This window comes from Bradyrhizobium sp. BRP22 (assembly GCF_020194175.1).
Classification (GTDB): domain Bacteria; phylum Pseudomonadota; class Alphaproteobacteria; order Rhizobiales; family Xanthobacteraceae; genus Bradyrhizobium.
Genome location: NZ_JADYVX010000027.1, coordinates 58,386 through 73,043, shown reverse-complemented (window position 1 = coordinate 73,043; position 14,658 = coordinate 58,386). Strand labels below are relative to the sequence as shown.

Below are 14,658 nucleotides of genomic sequence, written 5' to 3'. Positions count from 1 at the left end.
CTCTGGTCATGCCCCGCTACCGGGTCTCGCCTTCGGCGAGCCCGACGACAGGCTCCGGCGGGGCATCCAATAAGCGGCGGCTTCTCCACTTAAACGCGGACGTCTCTGGATACTGGATCACCCGCATGCGCGGGTGATGACGGTTGTGATTGTGGTAAGCAAACGCCCTACTCCACGCCGGCTTCTTCCGGGGTGAACTCGTAGACCGACGAGCAGAACTCGCAGGTGACGACGACCTTGCCGTCCTTCACCATGTCGGCGCGGTCTTTCGGCGTGAAGCTTTTCAGCATCGAGGACACCGCCTCGCGCGAGCAGGAGCATTGCGCGCGCAGCGGCAGAGGCGCGAACACGCGCACGCCGCGCTCGTGGAACAGGCGGTACAACAGCCGCTCGCCTGAGAGATCAGGGTCGAGCAGTTCGACGTCTTCGACCGTGCCGATCAGCGATTGTCCCTCGACCCAGGCATCGTCTTCCGGGACCTCGTGGGCAACCGTACCTTCGGGCGCATCGCCGGGATGCAGGTCGGCCTGCCGCGCGCGCTCCGGCGCCTTCGGCAGGAATTGCAGCAGCATGCCGCCGGCGCGCCAGCGATGCTTGCCGCCGTCGCCGCCGCGCCATTCCTCGCCGACCGCGAGCCGCACCCGCGTCGGGATCTGCTCCGAGCGCAGGAAATATTCATGCGCTGCGTCTTCGAGGCTGCCGCCATGCAGCGCGACCAGGCCCTGATAGCGGCTCATATCCGGTCCCTGGTCGATGGTCATCGCAAGATGGCCCTTGCCGAGCAGCGCGCCGGAATCGAGCCCATCGTGCAGCCGCGCCGCGTCGTAGCGCGCATAGGCGCGCAGCCGATCCGGCGCCTTGAAATCGACGATCAGGAACGAGACCGGGCCGTCGGTCCGGGTCTGCAGGATGAAGCGGCCGTCGAACTTCAGCGACGACCCGAGCAGCGTCGTCAGCACGATCGCCTCGCCGAGCAGTTTGCCGACGGCAGGCGGATAATCGTGCTTGTGCAGGATGTCGTCGAGGGTGGGACCGAGCCGCGTCAGCCGCCCGCGCAGATCGAGTGCATCGATCTCGAACGGCAGCACCGCGTCGTCGACCGGCACGGCCGATGGCGCGCGGGTCGGCGTTTCCGTGATCTTGATGTCGGGGGATTGTGAAACCATGGCGCTCTATCTGGGGGCTCGAGAGGCGAAACGAAAGGGGTTCACGAAGCACGAAATCACCCGTCGTCCCTGCGAAAGCAGGGACCCATAATCACAGGTGCTGGTTGTTGCGCTTCGCTGTCGCTCCAGCGAACGCGATCACGTCGGCCTGTGGTTATAGGTCCCGGGTCAAGCCCGGGACGACAGCTGTAATCGATGGGGCGCCTACGCCACTGCGTCGAAACACCAGGCCAGAATGCCCTTTTGCGCATGCAGGCGGTTCTCGGCCTCGTCGAACACCACCGATTGCGGGCCGTCGATCACCTCGTCGGTGACCTCCTCGCCGCGATGCGCGGGCAGGCAATGCATGAACAGTGCATCGGGCTTTGCCAGCGACATCAGCTTGGCACTGACCTGATAGGGCCGCAGCACATTGTGCCGATGCTCGCCGTCCTTGTCGCCCATCGACACCCAGGTGTCGGTGACGACGCAGTCGGCGCCACGCACGGCCGCTTCGGGATCGTTGCCAAGCACGATCGGCGCCTGGGTTGCCTTGATCCAGTCGCGCATCGTCTTGTTCGGCGCGAGCTGCGGCGGCGTCGCGATGTTGAGCTGGAATTTGAAACGCTCGGCGGCATGCGCCCATGATGCCAGCACGTTGTTGTCATCGCCGGTCCACGCCACGGTCTTGCCCTCGATCGAACCGCGACGCTCCTCGAACGTCATCAGGTCTGCCATCACCTGGCAGGGATGCGAGCGGCGCGTCAGCCCGTTGATGACGGGAACGGTGGCATGCGCGGCAAGCTCCAGCAGCGCCTCGTGGTTGAGGATGCGGATCATGATCGCATCGACGTAGCGCGACAGCACGCGCGCCGTATCGGCGATGGTCTCGCCGCGGCCGAGCTGCATCTCGGCGCCGGTGAGCATGATCGATTCACCGCCAAGCTGGCGCATGCCGACATCGAACGACACCCGCGTGCGGGTCGAGGGGCGCTCGAAGATCATCGCCAGCGTCTTGCCTTCGAGCGGCGGCGTGCTCTTCTCGTGCGCCTTCAGCTTCGCCTTCATGGCGGCGCCAGCGGCAAGGATGGTGCGCAGCTCCTTCAGCGGCAGCGCATTGATATCGAGGAAGTGACGGGGCATCGTGCTCATTGCCCCGCCGCCTTCTTTGAGAGCTCGCCGGAAAGCGCAGTACAGGCGCGCTCGAGGCAATCGATGGCGTGCTCTATCTCGGCCTCGGTGACGATCAGCGGCGCGAGGAAACGCACCACGTTGTCGCCGGCGCCGACCGTGAGCAGCTTCTGCGCGCGCAGGGCGTTGACGAGGTCGCCCGAGGGCACCACGGCCTTGACGCCGATCAGAAGCCCCTCGCCGCGCACTTCGGCGAGAATGGACGGATAGCGGTCGACCACGGAAGCGAGCTTCTGCTTGAGCAGGAGCGACATCTTCTGCACGCGATCGAAGAAGCCGGGCTGCAGCATCACATCGAGCACGGCGCCGGCGGCTGCGACCGCAAGCGGGTTGCCGCCGAAGGTCGAGCCGTGCGAGCCCGGCGTCATGCCGGAGGCGGCCTCCGCGGTCGCCAAAAAGGCGCCGATCGGAAAGCCGCCGCCGAGCGCCTTGGCCAGCGACATCACATCAGGAGTAACCCCGATGCGCTTGTAGGCGAAGAGATCGCCGGTGCGGCCCATGCCGGTCTGCACCTCGTCGAAGGCGAGCAGGAGGCCATGCTCGTCGCAGAGCTGACGCAACGCCTTGAAGAAGGCCGGCGGCGCCGAGCGCACGCCGCCTTCGCCCTGCACCGGCTCGATCAGGATGCCTGCGGTCTCCGGACCAATTGCGCGTTTCACCGCTTCGATATCGCCATGCGGCACCTGGTCGAAGCCGTCCATCGGCGGGCCGAAGCCCTCGAGGTATTTCGGGGCGCCGGTCGCAGCGAGTGTCGCGAGCGTGCGGCCGTGGAAGGCGCCCTCGAAGGTGATGATGCGATAGCGTTCCGGATGCCCCTTCGAGAAGTGATAGTGGCGCACGACCTTGATCACGCCTTCCATCGCTTCCGCGCCGGAATTGCAGAAGAACACGAAGTCCGCAAAGCTCTGCTCGCAGAGCCGCGCGGCGAGCCTCTCGCCGTCCGGGCTCTTGAACAGGTTCGACATGTGCCAGAGCTTCGTCGCCTGCTCCTGCAGCGCCTTCACCAGATGCGGATGGGCATGGCCGAGCGCATTCACCGCGACGCCGGAGGTGAAGTCGAGATAGCGCTCGCCATTGGTCGCGACCAGCCAACAGCCTTCGCCGCGCTCGAAGCCGAGATCGGCCCTGGCAAAAACGGGAAGCAGGTGCGACGTGGCGCTGTCGGTCATGGCGATCACTGAGGGGTTTCAGACAAGCCTTTCAGATAGGCCCTGGCGGCGTGTAACGATGCGGACACGCGGCCAGAGCTCATCCAGCGAAAACAAAACGTGCCGCCTTTGCAGGGCGGCACGTAGAGGCATTCTATGCGCGCGGCGGGTGCTGTCAATCGCCACGAGGTCGCCAATTGGAGCGGTAAATCAGGGCGAATCCGTAGCTTTCCGGTGTGGTGGAAAAGCCGGATTGCAATCCCTAAATGATCGGAACATGTGGACGCATAGGCGCGGACTCTTGCGCCAGAGTCACGCCATATTGTAGCGTCCCCACTGTCGGGTACGACATCTCGTGCGGCAGTTTTGATCCCAAGAGTCCTCTGTGTGCGGCGTACACGTTCGGGCGCGCTTTTCGCGCCCGGCGAGCCTTAAGGGATTCTGCCCGCAGGGATTTTTGAGATTTGGCATCGCAGCGCTGCCCAGGATTGGCAGACGTAACGCGAAGGGAAAGATGCGATGACGGTATTGACCTGGTCCGACGAACGCGTCGAGCAATTGAAGAAGCTCTGGGAAGCCGGGCTCTCGGCCAGCCAGATCGCTGCGGAACTCGGCAACGTGACGCGCAATGCGGTGATCGGCAAGGTTCATCGATTGGGCCTGTCCGGCCGCGCCAAGACGCCCGCTGCAGCCGCGCCGCGGCAGCGCAAGGCGCGTCCGGCACAGCCGATGATGCGCGTGGCGCGTCCGGTCTCCCGCGGCAACACCGCGCTGGCCCATGCCTTCGAGGTGGAGGTGGAAGCGGACCCGGTCGCCTATGACAACGTGGTGCCGATGAGCCAGCGGCTGTCGCTGCTCGAATTGAACGAGGCCACCTGCCACTGGCCGGTCGGCGATCCCTCGAGCCCGGAATTCTTCTTCTGCGGCGGCAAGGCGCTTCCCGGCCTGCCCTATTGCGCGCACCACTCGCGCATCGCCTACCAGCCCGCGGCCGACCGGCGCCGCCCGTCGGTCAAGCCTTCACACGGCAAGTAGCAATATTCGCTGCTTCAACGATGTCCTCCCGGGCAAGCGAAGCGCGACCCGGGACCCATAACCACTGGCCCAAGTGGTTATGCACGGCTGCGGCCGCGGCACGTCCAAACAAATAGCAGCAGTGGTTATGGGTCCCGGCTCAAGGCCGGGACGACAGCTCGTGCGCGTGAAGAGCACTCACCGATCTACGACGGCTCAGCCTTCGCGAAGCGATCATCCAGCGCGTAGCCGGCGCCGCGGACGGTGCGGATCGGGTCCTGCTCGCGGCCGGGATTGAGCAATTTGCGCAGGCGGCCGATATGGACGTCGACGGTGCGCTCGTCGATATAGATGTCGCGACCCCAGACACTGTCGAGCAACTGCTCGCGGCTGAACACGCGGCCGGGGTGCTCCAGGAAGAATTCCAAGAGGCGATATTCGGTCGGGCCGAGATCGATCGGCCGGCCCGAGCGCGCGACGCGGCGCTTCTCGCGGTCGAGCTCGATGTCGCCATAGGTCAGCACGGTCGCGAGCCGCTCCGGGCTTGCCCGGCGCAACAGGCCCTTCACCCGCGCGAGCAGCTCAGGCACCGAGAACGGCTTGACGATGTAGTCGTCGGCGCCGGTCGCCAGTCCCCTCACGCGCTCGCTTTCCTCGCCGCGCGCGGTGAGCATGATGATCGGGAGCTGCTTGGTCTCGGGCCGCGCCCGCAGACGGCGGCACAGCTCGATGCCGGAGAGTCCCGGCAGCATCCAGTCGAGCACGACAAGGTCGGGAATACGTTCCTTGAGCCTTGTGTCCGCATCGTCTCCACGGGCGACCGTTTCGACATCATAGCCTTCTGCATCGAGATTGTAGCGCAACAGCGTCGTCAGCGCTTCTTCGTCTTCGACCACCAGAATGCGTGCGCTCATCGGCTTGGCTTCTCCTATAGCGGGATGACACTGTTCTTGAAGCGTCATCCCACTCTTCCCTTGATGTTTTGAGCAGGATCTTGGCGGAAAACCGGTATCGACTTTCCCGGATGGTGCTCTAGTTGCCCGGAACGGTCGTGGCGAACGTCGTCATATCCCCCTTCGGCCGCTTGTCGGTGATCTGCTGACCCTCGATCATGTAGAAGACCGTCTCAGCGATATTGGTGGCGTGGTCGCCGATCCGCTCGATATTCTTGGCGCAGAACATCAGGTGGATGCAGAACGAAATGTTGCGCGGATCTTCCATCATGTAGGTGAGGAGCTCGCGGAACAGCGAGGTGCAGATCGCGTCCACCTCTTCGTCGCTCTTCCAGACATTCATCGCCGCCGGCAAATCGTGCGCGGCATAGGCGTCGAGCACCGACTTGACCTGCGACAGCACGAGGTCGGTCATATGCTCCAGGCCGCGGATCAGCTTCAGCGGCTGGAAGTCGTTCTCGAGAGCAGCGACGCGCTTGCCCATGTTCTTGGCGAGGTCGCCGATCCGCTCCAGATCGGTCGCCACCCGCATCGCGCCGACGATCTCGCGCAGGTCGACGGCCATCGGCTGGCGGCGGGCGATCGTCAGCACGGCGCGCTCTTCGATCACGCGCTGCAGGCTGTCGATCTCGATGTCGGAAGCGACGACGCGCTTGCCGAGCGCGACATCGCGGCGGATCAGCGCATCGACGGATTCAGTGATCATACGTTCGACCAGCCCGCCCATCTCCGCGACCAGGCGGGTCAGTTCCTGGAGATCGCTGTCGAACGCCTTGGCGGTATGTTCAGAAGCCATGATGTCCCTCCTCAGCCAAATCGGCCGGTGATGTAGTCCTGGGTGCGTCGATCGCTCGGCGAGGTGAAGATCTTGCTGGTGTCGTCGAACTCGATCAGCTCGCCCAGATACATGAAGGCGGTCTTGTCGGAGACACGCGCCGCCTGCTGCATGTTATGCGTGACGATCGCGATCGTGTAGTCTTCCGACAGCTCCTGGATCAGCTCCTCGACCTTGGCGGTCGAGATCGGATCCAGCGCCGAGCAGGGCTCGTCGAACAGGATCACTTCCGGCCGCACCGCAACCGTACGCGCAATGCACAGACGCTGCTGCTGGCCGCCGGAGAGGCTCAACCCGGAGGCGTTGAGTTTGTCCTTGACCTCGTTCCAGAGCGCGCCGCCGCGCAGCGCCTTCTCGACACGGCCGTCCATCTCGGATTTCGAGATCTTCTCGTAGAGGCGGATGCCGAAGGCGATGTTCTCGTAGATCGTCATCGGGAACGGCGTCGGCTTCTGGAACACCATGCCGATCCGCGCCCGCAGCAGGTTGAGGTCGAGCTTGGGGTCAAGGATGTTGGTCTGGTCCAACATCAACTGGCCGGTGGCGCGCTGGCCTGGATAGAGGTCGTACATCCGGTTGAAGATCCGCAGCAGCGTCGACTTGCCGCAACCGGACGGACCGATGAAGGCGGTGACGCGATTGGTGCCCAGCGTCAGGTTGATGTTCTTCAGCGCGTGGTGCTCGCCGTAATAGAAGTTGAGGTTGCGTGCCGTCACTTTCGGCGCCGCTTCCGGCAGCGACTTCTGGGGAATGGCCGCGCTCGGGCTGGTCGTCGATACGGACAGATCGGTCATTTTGCGCTCCTTTCGGCGCCGAGAATGCGCGCGCCAATGTTGAGCGCGAGCACGGTCAAGGTGATGAGCAAAGCCCCGCTCCAGGCAAGTTCCTTCCAGTAAGCGTAGGGGCTCTGCACGAAGTTGTTGATGGTCACCGGCAGGTTCGCCATCGTCTTGGTCAGGTTCAGGCTGAAGAACTGGTTGGACAGCGCGGTGAACAACAGCGGCGCGGTCTCACCCGCAACGCGGGCGGTCGCCAGCAGCACGCCCGTGATCAGGCCGGAGCGCGCCGCGCGATAGGCGATCCGCTTGATCACCAGCGAGCGCGGAAGACCGAGCGCGGACGCCGCCTCCCGCAGCGGGTTCGGAACGAGCAGCAGCATGTCCTCGGTGGTGCGCAGCACCACCGGGATGACGATCACCGCCAGCGCCAGGCAGCCCGCGAACGCGGAGAAGCCGCCCATCGGCACGACGACCGCGCCATAGATGAACAGGCCGATGATGATCGACGGCGCGCTCAGGAGGATGTCGTTGATGAAGCGGATCACCGAGGTGAGCCGGTCGTGCTTGCCGTATTCCGCGAGATAGGTGCCGGCAAACAGGCCGAGCGGCGCGCCGATGCCGACGCCGATCACGGTCATGATCACCGAGCCGACGATCGCGTTCAGAAGGCCGCCATCGGTCGAGCCGGGCGGCGGCGTGTTCTTGGTGAAGACGTCGAGACTGAGACCGGCGAGACCGTTGTAGAAAAGCGTGAAAAGGATCAGCGCCAGCCAGGTCACCCCGAATGCGGCAGCGGCGATGCAAAGCCCGCGGATGATGATGTCGTTGCGACGGCGGGACCTGTAAATCGGATTCATAGCTCAGTTCCCCGCCTTCTTTTCCAGACGCATCAGCATCAGTCGCGCACAGGCGAGAACAATGAATGTCAGCACGAACAGCAACAGGCCGAGCAGGATCAGGCCAGACTGGTGCAATCCGTCACTCTCGGCGAATTCGCTCGCGATCGCCGCCGAGATCGTGGTGCCCGGGGCGAAGATCGAGGAGGAGATGCGGAACGAGTTGCCGATGATGAAGGTCACGGCCATGGTCTCGCCGAGCGCGCGGCCGAGCGCCAGCATGATGCCGCCGATCACTCCGACGCGGGTATAGGGGATCACGACGTTGCGGACGACCTCCCAGGTGGTGCAGCCGACCCCGTAGGCGGCTTCCTTCAGGACGGGCGGCACCGTCTTGAATACGTCGACCGAGATCGCGGTGATGAAGGGCAGCACCATGATCGCCAGGATCAGCGCGGCATTGAACAGGCTGAGATAGGACGGCGGGCCTGCGAACACCGCGCCCAGCACCGGCACGCCGTCGAACAGGCGGATCATGAACGGTTGGAAGGTATTGGCGAGGAACGGGCCCAGCACGAAGAAGCCCCACATGCCGTAGATGATCGAGGGGATGCCGGCGAGCAGCTCGATGGCAATACCGATCGGGCGGCGCAGCCATTGCGGGCAAAGCTCGGTCAGGAATATGGCGATGCCGATGCCGACGGGAATGGCAATCATCATCGCGATGACAGAGGTGATCAGCGTGCCATAGATCGGCCCGAGTGCACCGAGCACCGGCGGATCGGCCGACGGCGCCCAGCGCTGCGTGAACAGGAAGGCGAAGCCGTATTCCCTTATCGCCGGCCAGGCGCCGACAATCAGCGAAAGAATGATGCCGCCGAGGATCAGGAGCACCGAAATCGCGCAGGCCCGGGTGATCCAGTAGAAGGTGATGTCACCGAGCTTGAAAGCACTGAGGGCCTTGGCACGATCGTAAGGTCCAGCCGCTGCCATCACGTCGCTTTGAACGGCCATGTCTGCCACGCCAATCCCCTGTGTTGACTGATACTGTAGAAGGGTCGCTTCTTGTCGAGCGAGCCCGTTGACGACTCTCACCGGCGTCACTCCGGGGTCCGAGGACCAGACCCGGAACCCCTTGGGATTCCGGGATCACTTGCTGTGCTCGCGCCCCGGAAGATGGGACGCGAGGGTTGCGGTGCAAGCCTCAGCTCTTGATGTCCGACGACCAGGTCTTTTCGATCAGCTTGACGACCGATTCCGGCATCGGAATGTAGTCGAGCTCTTCGGCCGCCTTGCCGCCCTTCTCGAACGACCACTTGAAGAACTTGATGGCTTCAGCCGAAGCCGCCTTATCCGTCGGCTCCTTGTGCATCAGGATGAAGGTCGCCGCGGTGATCGGCCAGGACGCCTCGCCCGGCTGGTCGGTCAGGATCACGTAGTAGCCCGGCGCCTTGGACCAGTCCGCGTTGGAAGCAGCGGCCTGGAACGCGGCAATGGTCGGCTGCACGGTCTTGCCGGCCTTGTTGACCAACGCCGTATAGGTCAGCTTGTTCTGCTTGGCATAGGCGTATTCGACATAGCCGATGGCGTTCTTGGTCTGGCTGATGTTGCCGGCAACACCCTCGTTGCCCTTGGCGCCGACGCCAACCGGCCACTCGACCGCGGTGCCCTGGCCGACCTTGGACTTCCAGTCGGGGTTAGACTTGGAGAGATAGTCGGTGAAGTTGAACGTGGTGCCCGAACCGTCGGAGCGTCGCACCACAGTGATGGCGTCCGAGGGCAGCTTGAGCTTCGGATTGAGCTTGGCGATCGCCGGATCGTCCCACTTGGTGATCTTGCCGAGATAGATGTCACCCAAGAGCTGGCCCGAAAGCACGAGTTCGCCGGGCTTGATGCCTTCGAGGTTCACGACTGGCACGATCGCGCCCATCACCATCGGCCACTGGACGAGTCCGTCCTTTTCGAGCTGCTCGGCCTTCAGCGGCGCATCGGTGGCACCGAAGGTCACCGTCTTGGCCTGGATCTGCTTGATGCCGGCGCCCGAGCCGATCGACTGATAGTTCAGACCGTTGCCAGTCTCCTTCTTATAGGCGTCCGCCCACTTGGAGTAGATCGGAAAGGGAAATGTCGCGCCCGCGCCAGTGATATCGGCCGCAAAGGCCGAGGTCGAAACGGCGACCAGGCCGGCAGCGACGATTGTCCTAAAAAAATTCATGGGGTGGTCTCCATCCTGTGAGCGAAGCGCCGGATGCGCCCGATCGCGCTCACGCCGGTCCGTTTAGGAGCGGTCGATGCTCGTTTTACGAAGGTTAGATGACAGTTGGATGACACATTCAAGCAATTGAAATTGCTTGATTTTATGCCGCTGCGGCAGTCTTCATCTGGGGAAAACAGGCGGTAAAAGTAGCGCCGTTTTTCGGTACGCTTTCGATCAAAAGACGGCCGCGATGACGGTTAAGAATATGTTTCACCAAGGATAATCCGAGCCCGGTTCCACCCTGGGCGCGGCTGTCGCCGACGTCCACCCGATAGAAGCGCTCGGTCAGCCGCGGCAGGTGTTCTGGCGCGATGCCGGGGCCGAAATCCCGCACCATGACCCGGATCTCCGGGGCGCCCTCGCCGGAGGCGGCTTCCTTCAACGAGACGACCACCCTGCCGCCGGAGGCGCCATATTTCAGGGCGTTCTCGATCAGGTTCTCGAACAACCGTAACAACTCCTCGCGGTCACCCGCGATCATGACCGGCATCTCCGGAAGCTGGATCTCGATCACAACCTGCCGCTCGCGCGCCAGCGGCTCCAGGCCGTCGGCGACCTGGCGGATGATCGGGATCAGATCGACACAGGTGTCGGGCCGGACATGGGCCGAGAGCTCGACCCGCGACAGCGACAACAGATCGTCGATCAACCGCGCCATGCGGGTGGCCTGGGTATGCATGATGCCGAGGAAGCGCTCCCGCGCCCGCGGATCGTCCCTGGCCGGTCCCTGCAGGGTGTCGATGAAGCCTGACAGCGCCGCGAGCGGCGTCCGCAATTCGTGGCTGGCATTGGCGACGAAGTCGGCGCGCATTTCCTCCACCCGGCGCAGCGGCGTCAGGTCGTGGAAGGTCATCAGCATGCATTTGTCGGTGCCGCCGAACAAAGTCGGCACGGGCACCGGCGTGATCACCAGCTCCATCCAGCGATCGACCGGGACATGATCGAGATAGCTGGCGCGCCGCGGCTCGGTGGTGGCGATCGCCTCGCGCAGCGCGGTGATAATCTCCGGCGAGCGCAGCGCGAACTGGGCGAGTTCGTTCTTGCGCAGCGCCGGCGCGAGCTGGGCGGCGGCGGCATTGAGATGGATGACGCGGCCGGCGCGGTCGAGCAGCACCGCCGGGTCCGGCATGCCGGCGACGACGGCGGCAACCGCCCCGGTCTCGACCGGGTTGACGCTGCGGGTGTCCTCGCGCGAGGCTGCCACGTCGTGCAACCGCCAGGGCACCAGCGCTGCGGCGGCGATGCAGAGGAACACCGCAGAGGCCCGGATCAGCGAAAGTTCATCGAGCGCGACCAGCACGCTGAGCGCCAGCGCCGCCGCAAGCAGGACAATGGCCGAGTGCCGCAGCCGGTCGGGCCACGGCGAAAAAAAGGAGGAAGAGGATTCGTGAAGTGCCATTGAGCCGGCTTCTTCCTGTTCAGGCGACGGCGTCAGGCGCTGGTGTCTCCACGCTCGCGGACATAAACGGCTTCATGTCGCGGTTGGGCGTCGGGGCCAGCCGCCAGATGGCGCAGGCGCTTGATTCGCGCTCCGAGGATAACCTCCCGAAGCGTCAGCAAGATTACAGATATGACAAAGGGTGAAATATAATAGAGCATCCGGAAAAGAAGCATCCCGCCGAGCAGGTCCTCGCGGTCCATCTGCCAGAGGCCGACCAACATGGCGGCGTCGAATACGCCGAGGCCCCCCGGCGAGTGGCTGGCAAAGCCCAATAGCGTCGCCGAGACGAAGATGACGGCCACCACGATGAAGCCGAGATTGGGCTCGTCGGGCACCAGCACATACATCGCCAGCGCGCAGAAGCCGAGGTCGATGATGCCGATGCAGATCTGCAAAAGCGTCAGCGGCCCGCCCGGCAGGGTCACCGTCCAGGGCCCGCGCCCGACCACCCGCGGCTGGGTCCAGACCCAGACCACATAGGCCACCAGCGCGACGATGATCGCGAACGCCGCGGCGCGGTTGAGCCAGGGCGGGAGCTGGTCGATCGAAGCCGCGGCCTCCGGATGATAGGCGATCCCGATGCCGAGCACGGCGGCATTGCCGAGCCAGAAGGTCAGTCCGGCCAGGAAGCAGATCTTCGCGACGTCGATGGCGTTCAAGCCCCAGGCCGAATAGATGCGGTAGCGCACCGCCCCGCCGGTGAAGACGCTGGCGCCGACATTGTGCCCGATCGAATAGGAGGTGAAGGCGGCGAGCGCGTTGATGCGGTAGGGAACGTGCCTGTGGCCGATCGCGCGCACCGCGAACAGGTCGTAGAAGGTCAGCGTGAAATAACCGGCCGCCACGAACAGCGCCGCCAGCACAATCTGGCGCGGCTCGGTGCCCTTGATGGCCTCGAGCACCTCGTTGGTGTCGATGCCGCGCAGCATGTGATAGAGCACATAGCAGGCGACCGCGATGACGGTGATGCTGATCGCAACGCCCACCTTGTGCAGGACCTGCTTCTGGCGCAGAAACGCGATCGCCCTGCGGATTGCTTCCAGCATCTAGACCTCGAATTGCGATCCCGCGACGACGGCTACCGGGCGAACCCCGCCGACGCTCCGCTGCTCCCTATTGCCTGTCGTAGCGCGTTTCGGGGCGAAGTGGAATTCGTCTGGCGACGATAAAACGCGCATCTTCAACACATTAGGGGGAGTAGATGACAGCAGATGCACAGTTTTGCTGCATTCTCGCCGATCCGACAAGGCTTTGACACGTTGGCGCCAGCCGCGGCCAATCAGCGCCGATGCGACTGAACGTCCCGGCGGCGGCCATCGGGACCACGAAAATCTCGCCCGGCCGCCTCACTTGCCTGCCTTACCTGGCCGGCTGGCTGCGCGACACCACCCAGTCACGCAGCCACGATCCCCCCAGGCATCCGGCGAGATAGAGCGCGAACATGACCAGGAACAGGTCGAGCCAATAGCCAAAGCGGCCGGGAACGATGTGGCCGAGCGCAAGCCCGATCAGGATCACCGCGAGCAGCGCCAGCCATCGCGCCAGCTTTCGCGAGACGCCCTCGCCGCGCTGCACCACCGAAATCCAGCCCATCGCAAGGCCGATCAACAGCGCCGCGAGCAGCCAACCCCAGAAGAACGTCGCCAGATGGGCCATCACTTCACCACGAAATCGATGCGGCGGTTCTGCGCCTTGTTTTCCTCGCTGTCGTTGCCGGCGAGCGGCTGTGTCGAGCCATAGCCGACCGCCTGGAAGCGCGTCGCCGGCAGGCCCGCCTTGACCAGATAATCCATCACCGCCTCCGCGCGGCGTTCCGAGAGCGCCTGGTTGGCGCTCTCGTCGCCGTCGCTGTCGGTGTGGCCGGCGATCTCGATGGTGGCATTCGGGCAGCGCAGCGCGGTCTCGGTCAGGCGGTCGAGCAGGCCGGCGGAGTCCGCGGAAATATCGGCCTTGCCCGATTCAAACCGGATCCTCGCCTTCGACAGCAGTTCGGTGAACAGTTGCTGGCACACTGTCGCATCCACCGGGGCCGCCGCCGGCTTCACCGAAATATCGGCGTTATATTGCCAGCCTTGCGGAAAATCGCGGCCGAGACCGGCGCGGATCTGGTTGGCGGCGGCGTCATAGAACGCGTCGCCCGAAAGCTTCACTTCGCGATCGGTCACGACCAGCGTGCCGGTCGACAGCCGCGACAAGGCGCCGAGCGCCGGCACCACGGCGTTCGCGAAACCGGACGGGGCGCCTATGCTCGCCTTGAGATTGTCGACGACCTTCTCCGAGAAGAATTTTCGTCCGGCAGCCGCGACGAGCGCGGCGTGAACGTTGTTGTCGGGGACATTGCCGGTGAGCGTCAGCGTCACCGCGACCGGATCCTTGTAGGCCTGGAAGATGTAAGGCGGCGCCTTGATGTCGTTGGCTGCGACCGAATAGCCCTCGGGCAGATTCCGCAGCGCGGCCGCGATCGCCTCGCGCCCGCCGAGTTCGCGCGCCATGCCCGACAGGTTGACCTTGGTGTCGGTCAGCGTGATCTTGCCATCCTTCAATTTGCCGATCTGGTCGAGCAGAAGCAGCGCCGCACTGTCAAAGCGCGGCGGCGCGCCGCGCGCGAGCGACATCTGATCGGCAACCTCGACGCCACCCAGCGCATTGCGCGCCGCTTCGAGAAGCTTGCCCTTGCTCGATGGTAACGGCGCACTGCCCGTGAGCGTCACCCTGACGACGTCGCGCTCGGCCGACCAGACGAATGGCTTTGCTTCGGGAACGAGCCGCGTCTCGTCATTGACGAGGCGCACGCCAGGCACCGCCTCGACGGAGGCGACCGCGCTCTGGCGCCCCTCCTCCGAGAACGCCTCGGCCGCAAACGTCACGTCCCGGCCGGCGACCACGATCCTGCGCTTGTCAAGGATGGTGTCCTTGATCGCGGCATTTGATCGCGCGGCGAGATCAGCTTCCACGGTTGCGGTCGAGGTCCAGGCCGCGATACCCCAACAGATGACCAGCGGAATCACGCCCGGCCACCACTTGCTATTCCACTTGAAAAGTTCGTGCATTCGCGGTCC

14 protein-coding genes are annotated in these 14,658 nt (G+C 64.3%); 1 reads left to right on the top strand and 13 read right to left on the bottom strand.

Annotation, left to right across the window (positions count from 1 at the left end; all coding sequences use genetic code 11):
- Positions 1 to 167: 167 nt before the first annotated feature.
- The 3 genes from I6F35_RS27755 to I6F35_RS27745 all read right to left on the bottom strand — a co-directional run bounded on the left by I6F35_RS27755 (position 168) and on the right by I6F35_RS27745 (position 3,505).
- A complete protein-coding gene (locus I6F35_RS27755) occupies positions 168 to 1,166 on the bottom strand; it encodes an Hsp33 family molecular chaperone (protein WP_225120846.1) in 999 nt (332 codons plus the stop codon).
- Positions 1,167 to 1,370: 204 nt separating this feature from the next.
- A complete protein-coding gene (gene argF, locus I6F35_RS27750) occupies positions 1,371 to 2,297 on the bottom strand; it encodes an ornithine carbamoyltransferase (protein ID WP_225120845.1) in 927 nt (308 codons plus the stop codon).
- Positions 2,294 to 3,505, bottom strand: coding sequence for an aspartate aminotransferase family protein (locus I6F35_RS27745; protein WP_225120844.1), 1,212 nt, complete (start codon positions 3,503 to 3,505; stop codon positions 2,294 to 2,296). Before I6F35_RS27745 ends, argF begins: the two co-directional genes overlap by 4 nt.
- A 498-nt stretch (positions 3,506 to 4,003) precedes the next feature.
- Between I6F35_RS27745 and I6F35_RS27740 the strand changes: the two genes are divergently transcribed.
- A complete protein-coding gene (locus tag I6F35_RS27740; RefSeq protein ID WP_225120843.1) occupies positions 4,004 to 4,519 on the top strand; it encodes a GcrA family cell cycle regulator in 516 nt (171 codons plus the stop codon).
- 185 nt (positions 4,520 to 4,704) lie between these two features.
- On the opposite strand, the gene phoB is transcribed toward I6F35_RS27740, so the two are convergent.
- The 10 genes from phoB to I6F35_RS27690 all read right to left on the bottom strand — a co-directional run bounded on the left by phoB (position 4,705) and on the right by I6F35_RS27690 (position 14,649).
- Positions 4,705 to 5,412 (bottom strand): phosphate regulon transcriptional regulator PhoB, encoded by a 708-nt coding sequence (phoB, locus tag I6F35_RS27735; RefSeq protein WP_225120842.1) that lies wholly within the window; start codon positions 5,410 to 5,412, stop codon positions 4,705 to 4,707.
- A gap of 118 nt (positions 5,413 to 5,530) precedes the next feature.
- Entirely contained in the window at positions 5,531 to 6,247 is a 717-nt protein-coding gene (gene phoU, locus I6F35_RS27730) for a phosphate signaling complex protein PhoU (protein WP_028163453.1), read from the bottom strand.
- A gap of 11 nt (positions 6,248 to 6,258) precedes the next feature.
- Positions 6,259 to 7,080 carry a phosphate ABC transporter ATP-binding protein PstB gene (pstB, locus tag I6F35_RS27725; protein WP_225120841.1) on the bottom strand — a complete coding sequence of 274 codons (822 nt, stop codon included), beginning with the start codon at positions 7,078 to 7,080 and terminating at the stop codon, positions 6,259 to 6,261.
- Positions 7,077 to 7,922: a phosphate ABC transporter permease PstA gene (gene pstA, locus I6F35_RS27720; protein ID WP_225120840.1), complete on the bottom strand. Its 846-nt coding sequence runs from the start codon at positions 7,920 to 7,922 to the stop codon at positions 7,077 to 7,079. Before pstA ends, pstB begins: the two co-directional genes overlap by 4 nt.
- Before the next feature lie 3 nt (positions 7,923 to 7,925).
- Positions 7,926 to 8,915, bottom strand: a complete 990-nt coding sequence (gene pstC / locus I6F35_RS27715; RefSeq protein ID WP_225120839.1) for a phosphate ABC transporter permease subunit PstC — start codon at positions 8,913 to 8,915, stop codon at positions 7,926 to 7,928.
- A 190-nt stretch (positions 8,916 to 9,105) separates the two neighbouring features.
- On the bottom strand, positions 9,106 to 10,116 hold the full coding sequence (pstS, locus tag I6F35_RS27710) for a phosphate ABC transporter substrate-binding protein PstS (RefSeq protein WP_225120838.1): 1,011 nt from the start codon (positions 10,114 to 10,116) through the stop codon (positions 9,106 to 9,108).
- A 142-nt stretch (positions 10,117 to 10,258) separates the two neighbouring features.
- Entirely contained in the window at positions 10,259 to 11,557 is a 1,299-nt protein-coding gene (locus I6F35_RS27705; RefSeq protein ID WP_225120837.1) for an ATP-binding protein, read from the bottom strand.
- 32 nt (positions 11,558 to 11,589) lie between these two features.
- Complete coding sequence (locus I6F35_RS27700; protein WP_225120836.1) at positions 11,590 to 12,645, bottom strand: lysylphosphatidylglycerol synthase domain-containing protein; 1,056 nt, start codon at positions 12,643 to 12,645, stop codon at positions 11,590 to 11,592.
- Positions 12,646 to 12,958: 313 nt separating this feature from the next.
- Positions 12,959 to 13,255 (bottom strand): hypothetical protein, encoded by a 297-nt coding sequence (locus I6F35_RS27695; RefSeq protein ID WP_225120835.1) that lies wholly within the window; start codon positions 13,253 to 13,255, stop codon positions 12,959 to 12,961.
- Positions 13,255 to 14,649: an OmpA family protein gene (locus I6F35_RS27690; RefSeq protein ID WP_225120834.1), complete on the bottom strand. Its 1,395-nt coding sequence runs from the start codon at positions 14,647 to 14,649 to the stop codon at positions 13,255 to 13,257. Before I6F35_RS27690 ends, I6F35_RS27695 begins: the two co-directional genes overlap by 1 nt.
- Between the last annotated feature and the right edge of the window lie 9 nt (positions 14,650 to 14,658).

Bases quoted from the DNA above. Each gene is read 5' to 3' on its own strand.
- I6F35_RS27705 (WP_225120837.1), bottom strand. From the start codon at position 11,557: ATGGCACTTCACGAATCCTCTTCCTCCTTTTTTTCGCCGTGGCCCGAC.
- pstB (WP_225120841.1), bottom strand. From the start codon at position 7,080: ATGACCGATCTGTCCGTATCGACGACCAGCCCGAGCGCGGCCATTCCC.
- phoB (WP_225120842.1), bottom strand. From the start codon at position 5,412: ATGAGCGCACGCATTCTGGTGGTCGAAGACGAAGAAGCGCTGACGACG.
- I6F35_RS27740 (WP_225120843.1), top strand. From the start codon at position 4,004: ATGACGGTATTGACCTGGTCCGACGAACGCGTCGAGCAATTGAAGAAG.
- argF (WP_225120845.1), bottom strand. From the start codon at position 2,297: ATGAGCACGATGCCCCGTCACTTCCTCGATATCAATGCGCTGCCGCTG.
- I6F35_RS27690 (WP_225120834.1), bottom strand. From the start codon at position 14,649: ATGCACGAACTTTTCAAGTGGAATAGCAAGTGGTGGCCGGGCGTGATT.
- I6F35_RS27700 (WP_225120836.1), bottom strand. From the start codon at position 12,645: ATGCTGGAAGCAATCCGCAGGGCGATCGCGTTTCTGCGCCAGAAGCAG.
- I6F35_RS27755 (WP_225120846.1), bottom strand. From the start codon at position 1,166: ATGGTTTCACAATCCCCCGACATCAAGATCACGGAAACGCCGACCCGC.
- phoU (WP_028163453.1), bottom strand. From the start codon at position 6,247: ATGGCTTCTGAACATACCGCCAAGGCGTTCGACAGCGATCTCCAGGAA.
- pstC (WP_225120839.1), bottom strand. From the start codon at position 8,915: ATGGCCGTTCAAAGCGACGTGATGGCAGCGGCTGGACCTTACGATCGT.
- pstA (WP_225120840.1), bottom strand. From the start codon at position 7,922: ATGAATCCGATTTACAGGTCCCGCCGTCGCAACGACATCATCATCCGC.
- pstS (WP_225120838.1), bottom strand. From the start codon at position 10,116: ATGAATTTTTTTAGGACAATCGTCGCTGCCGGCCTGGTCGCCGTTTCG.
- I6F35_RS27745 (WP_225120844.1), bottom strand. From the start codon at position 3,505: ATGACCGACAGCGCCACGTCGCACCTGCTTCCCGTTTTTGCCAGGGCC.
- I6F35_RS27695 (WP_225120835.1), bottom strand. From the start codon at position 13,255: ATGGCCCATCTGGCGACGTTCTTCTGGGGTTGGCTGCTCGCGGCGCTG.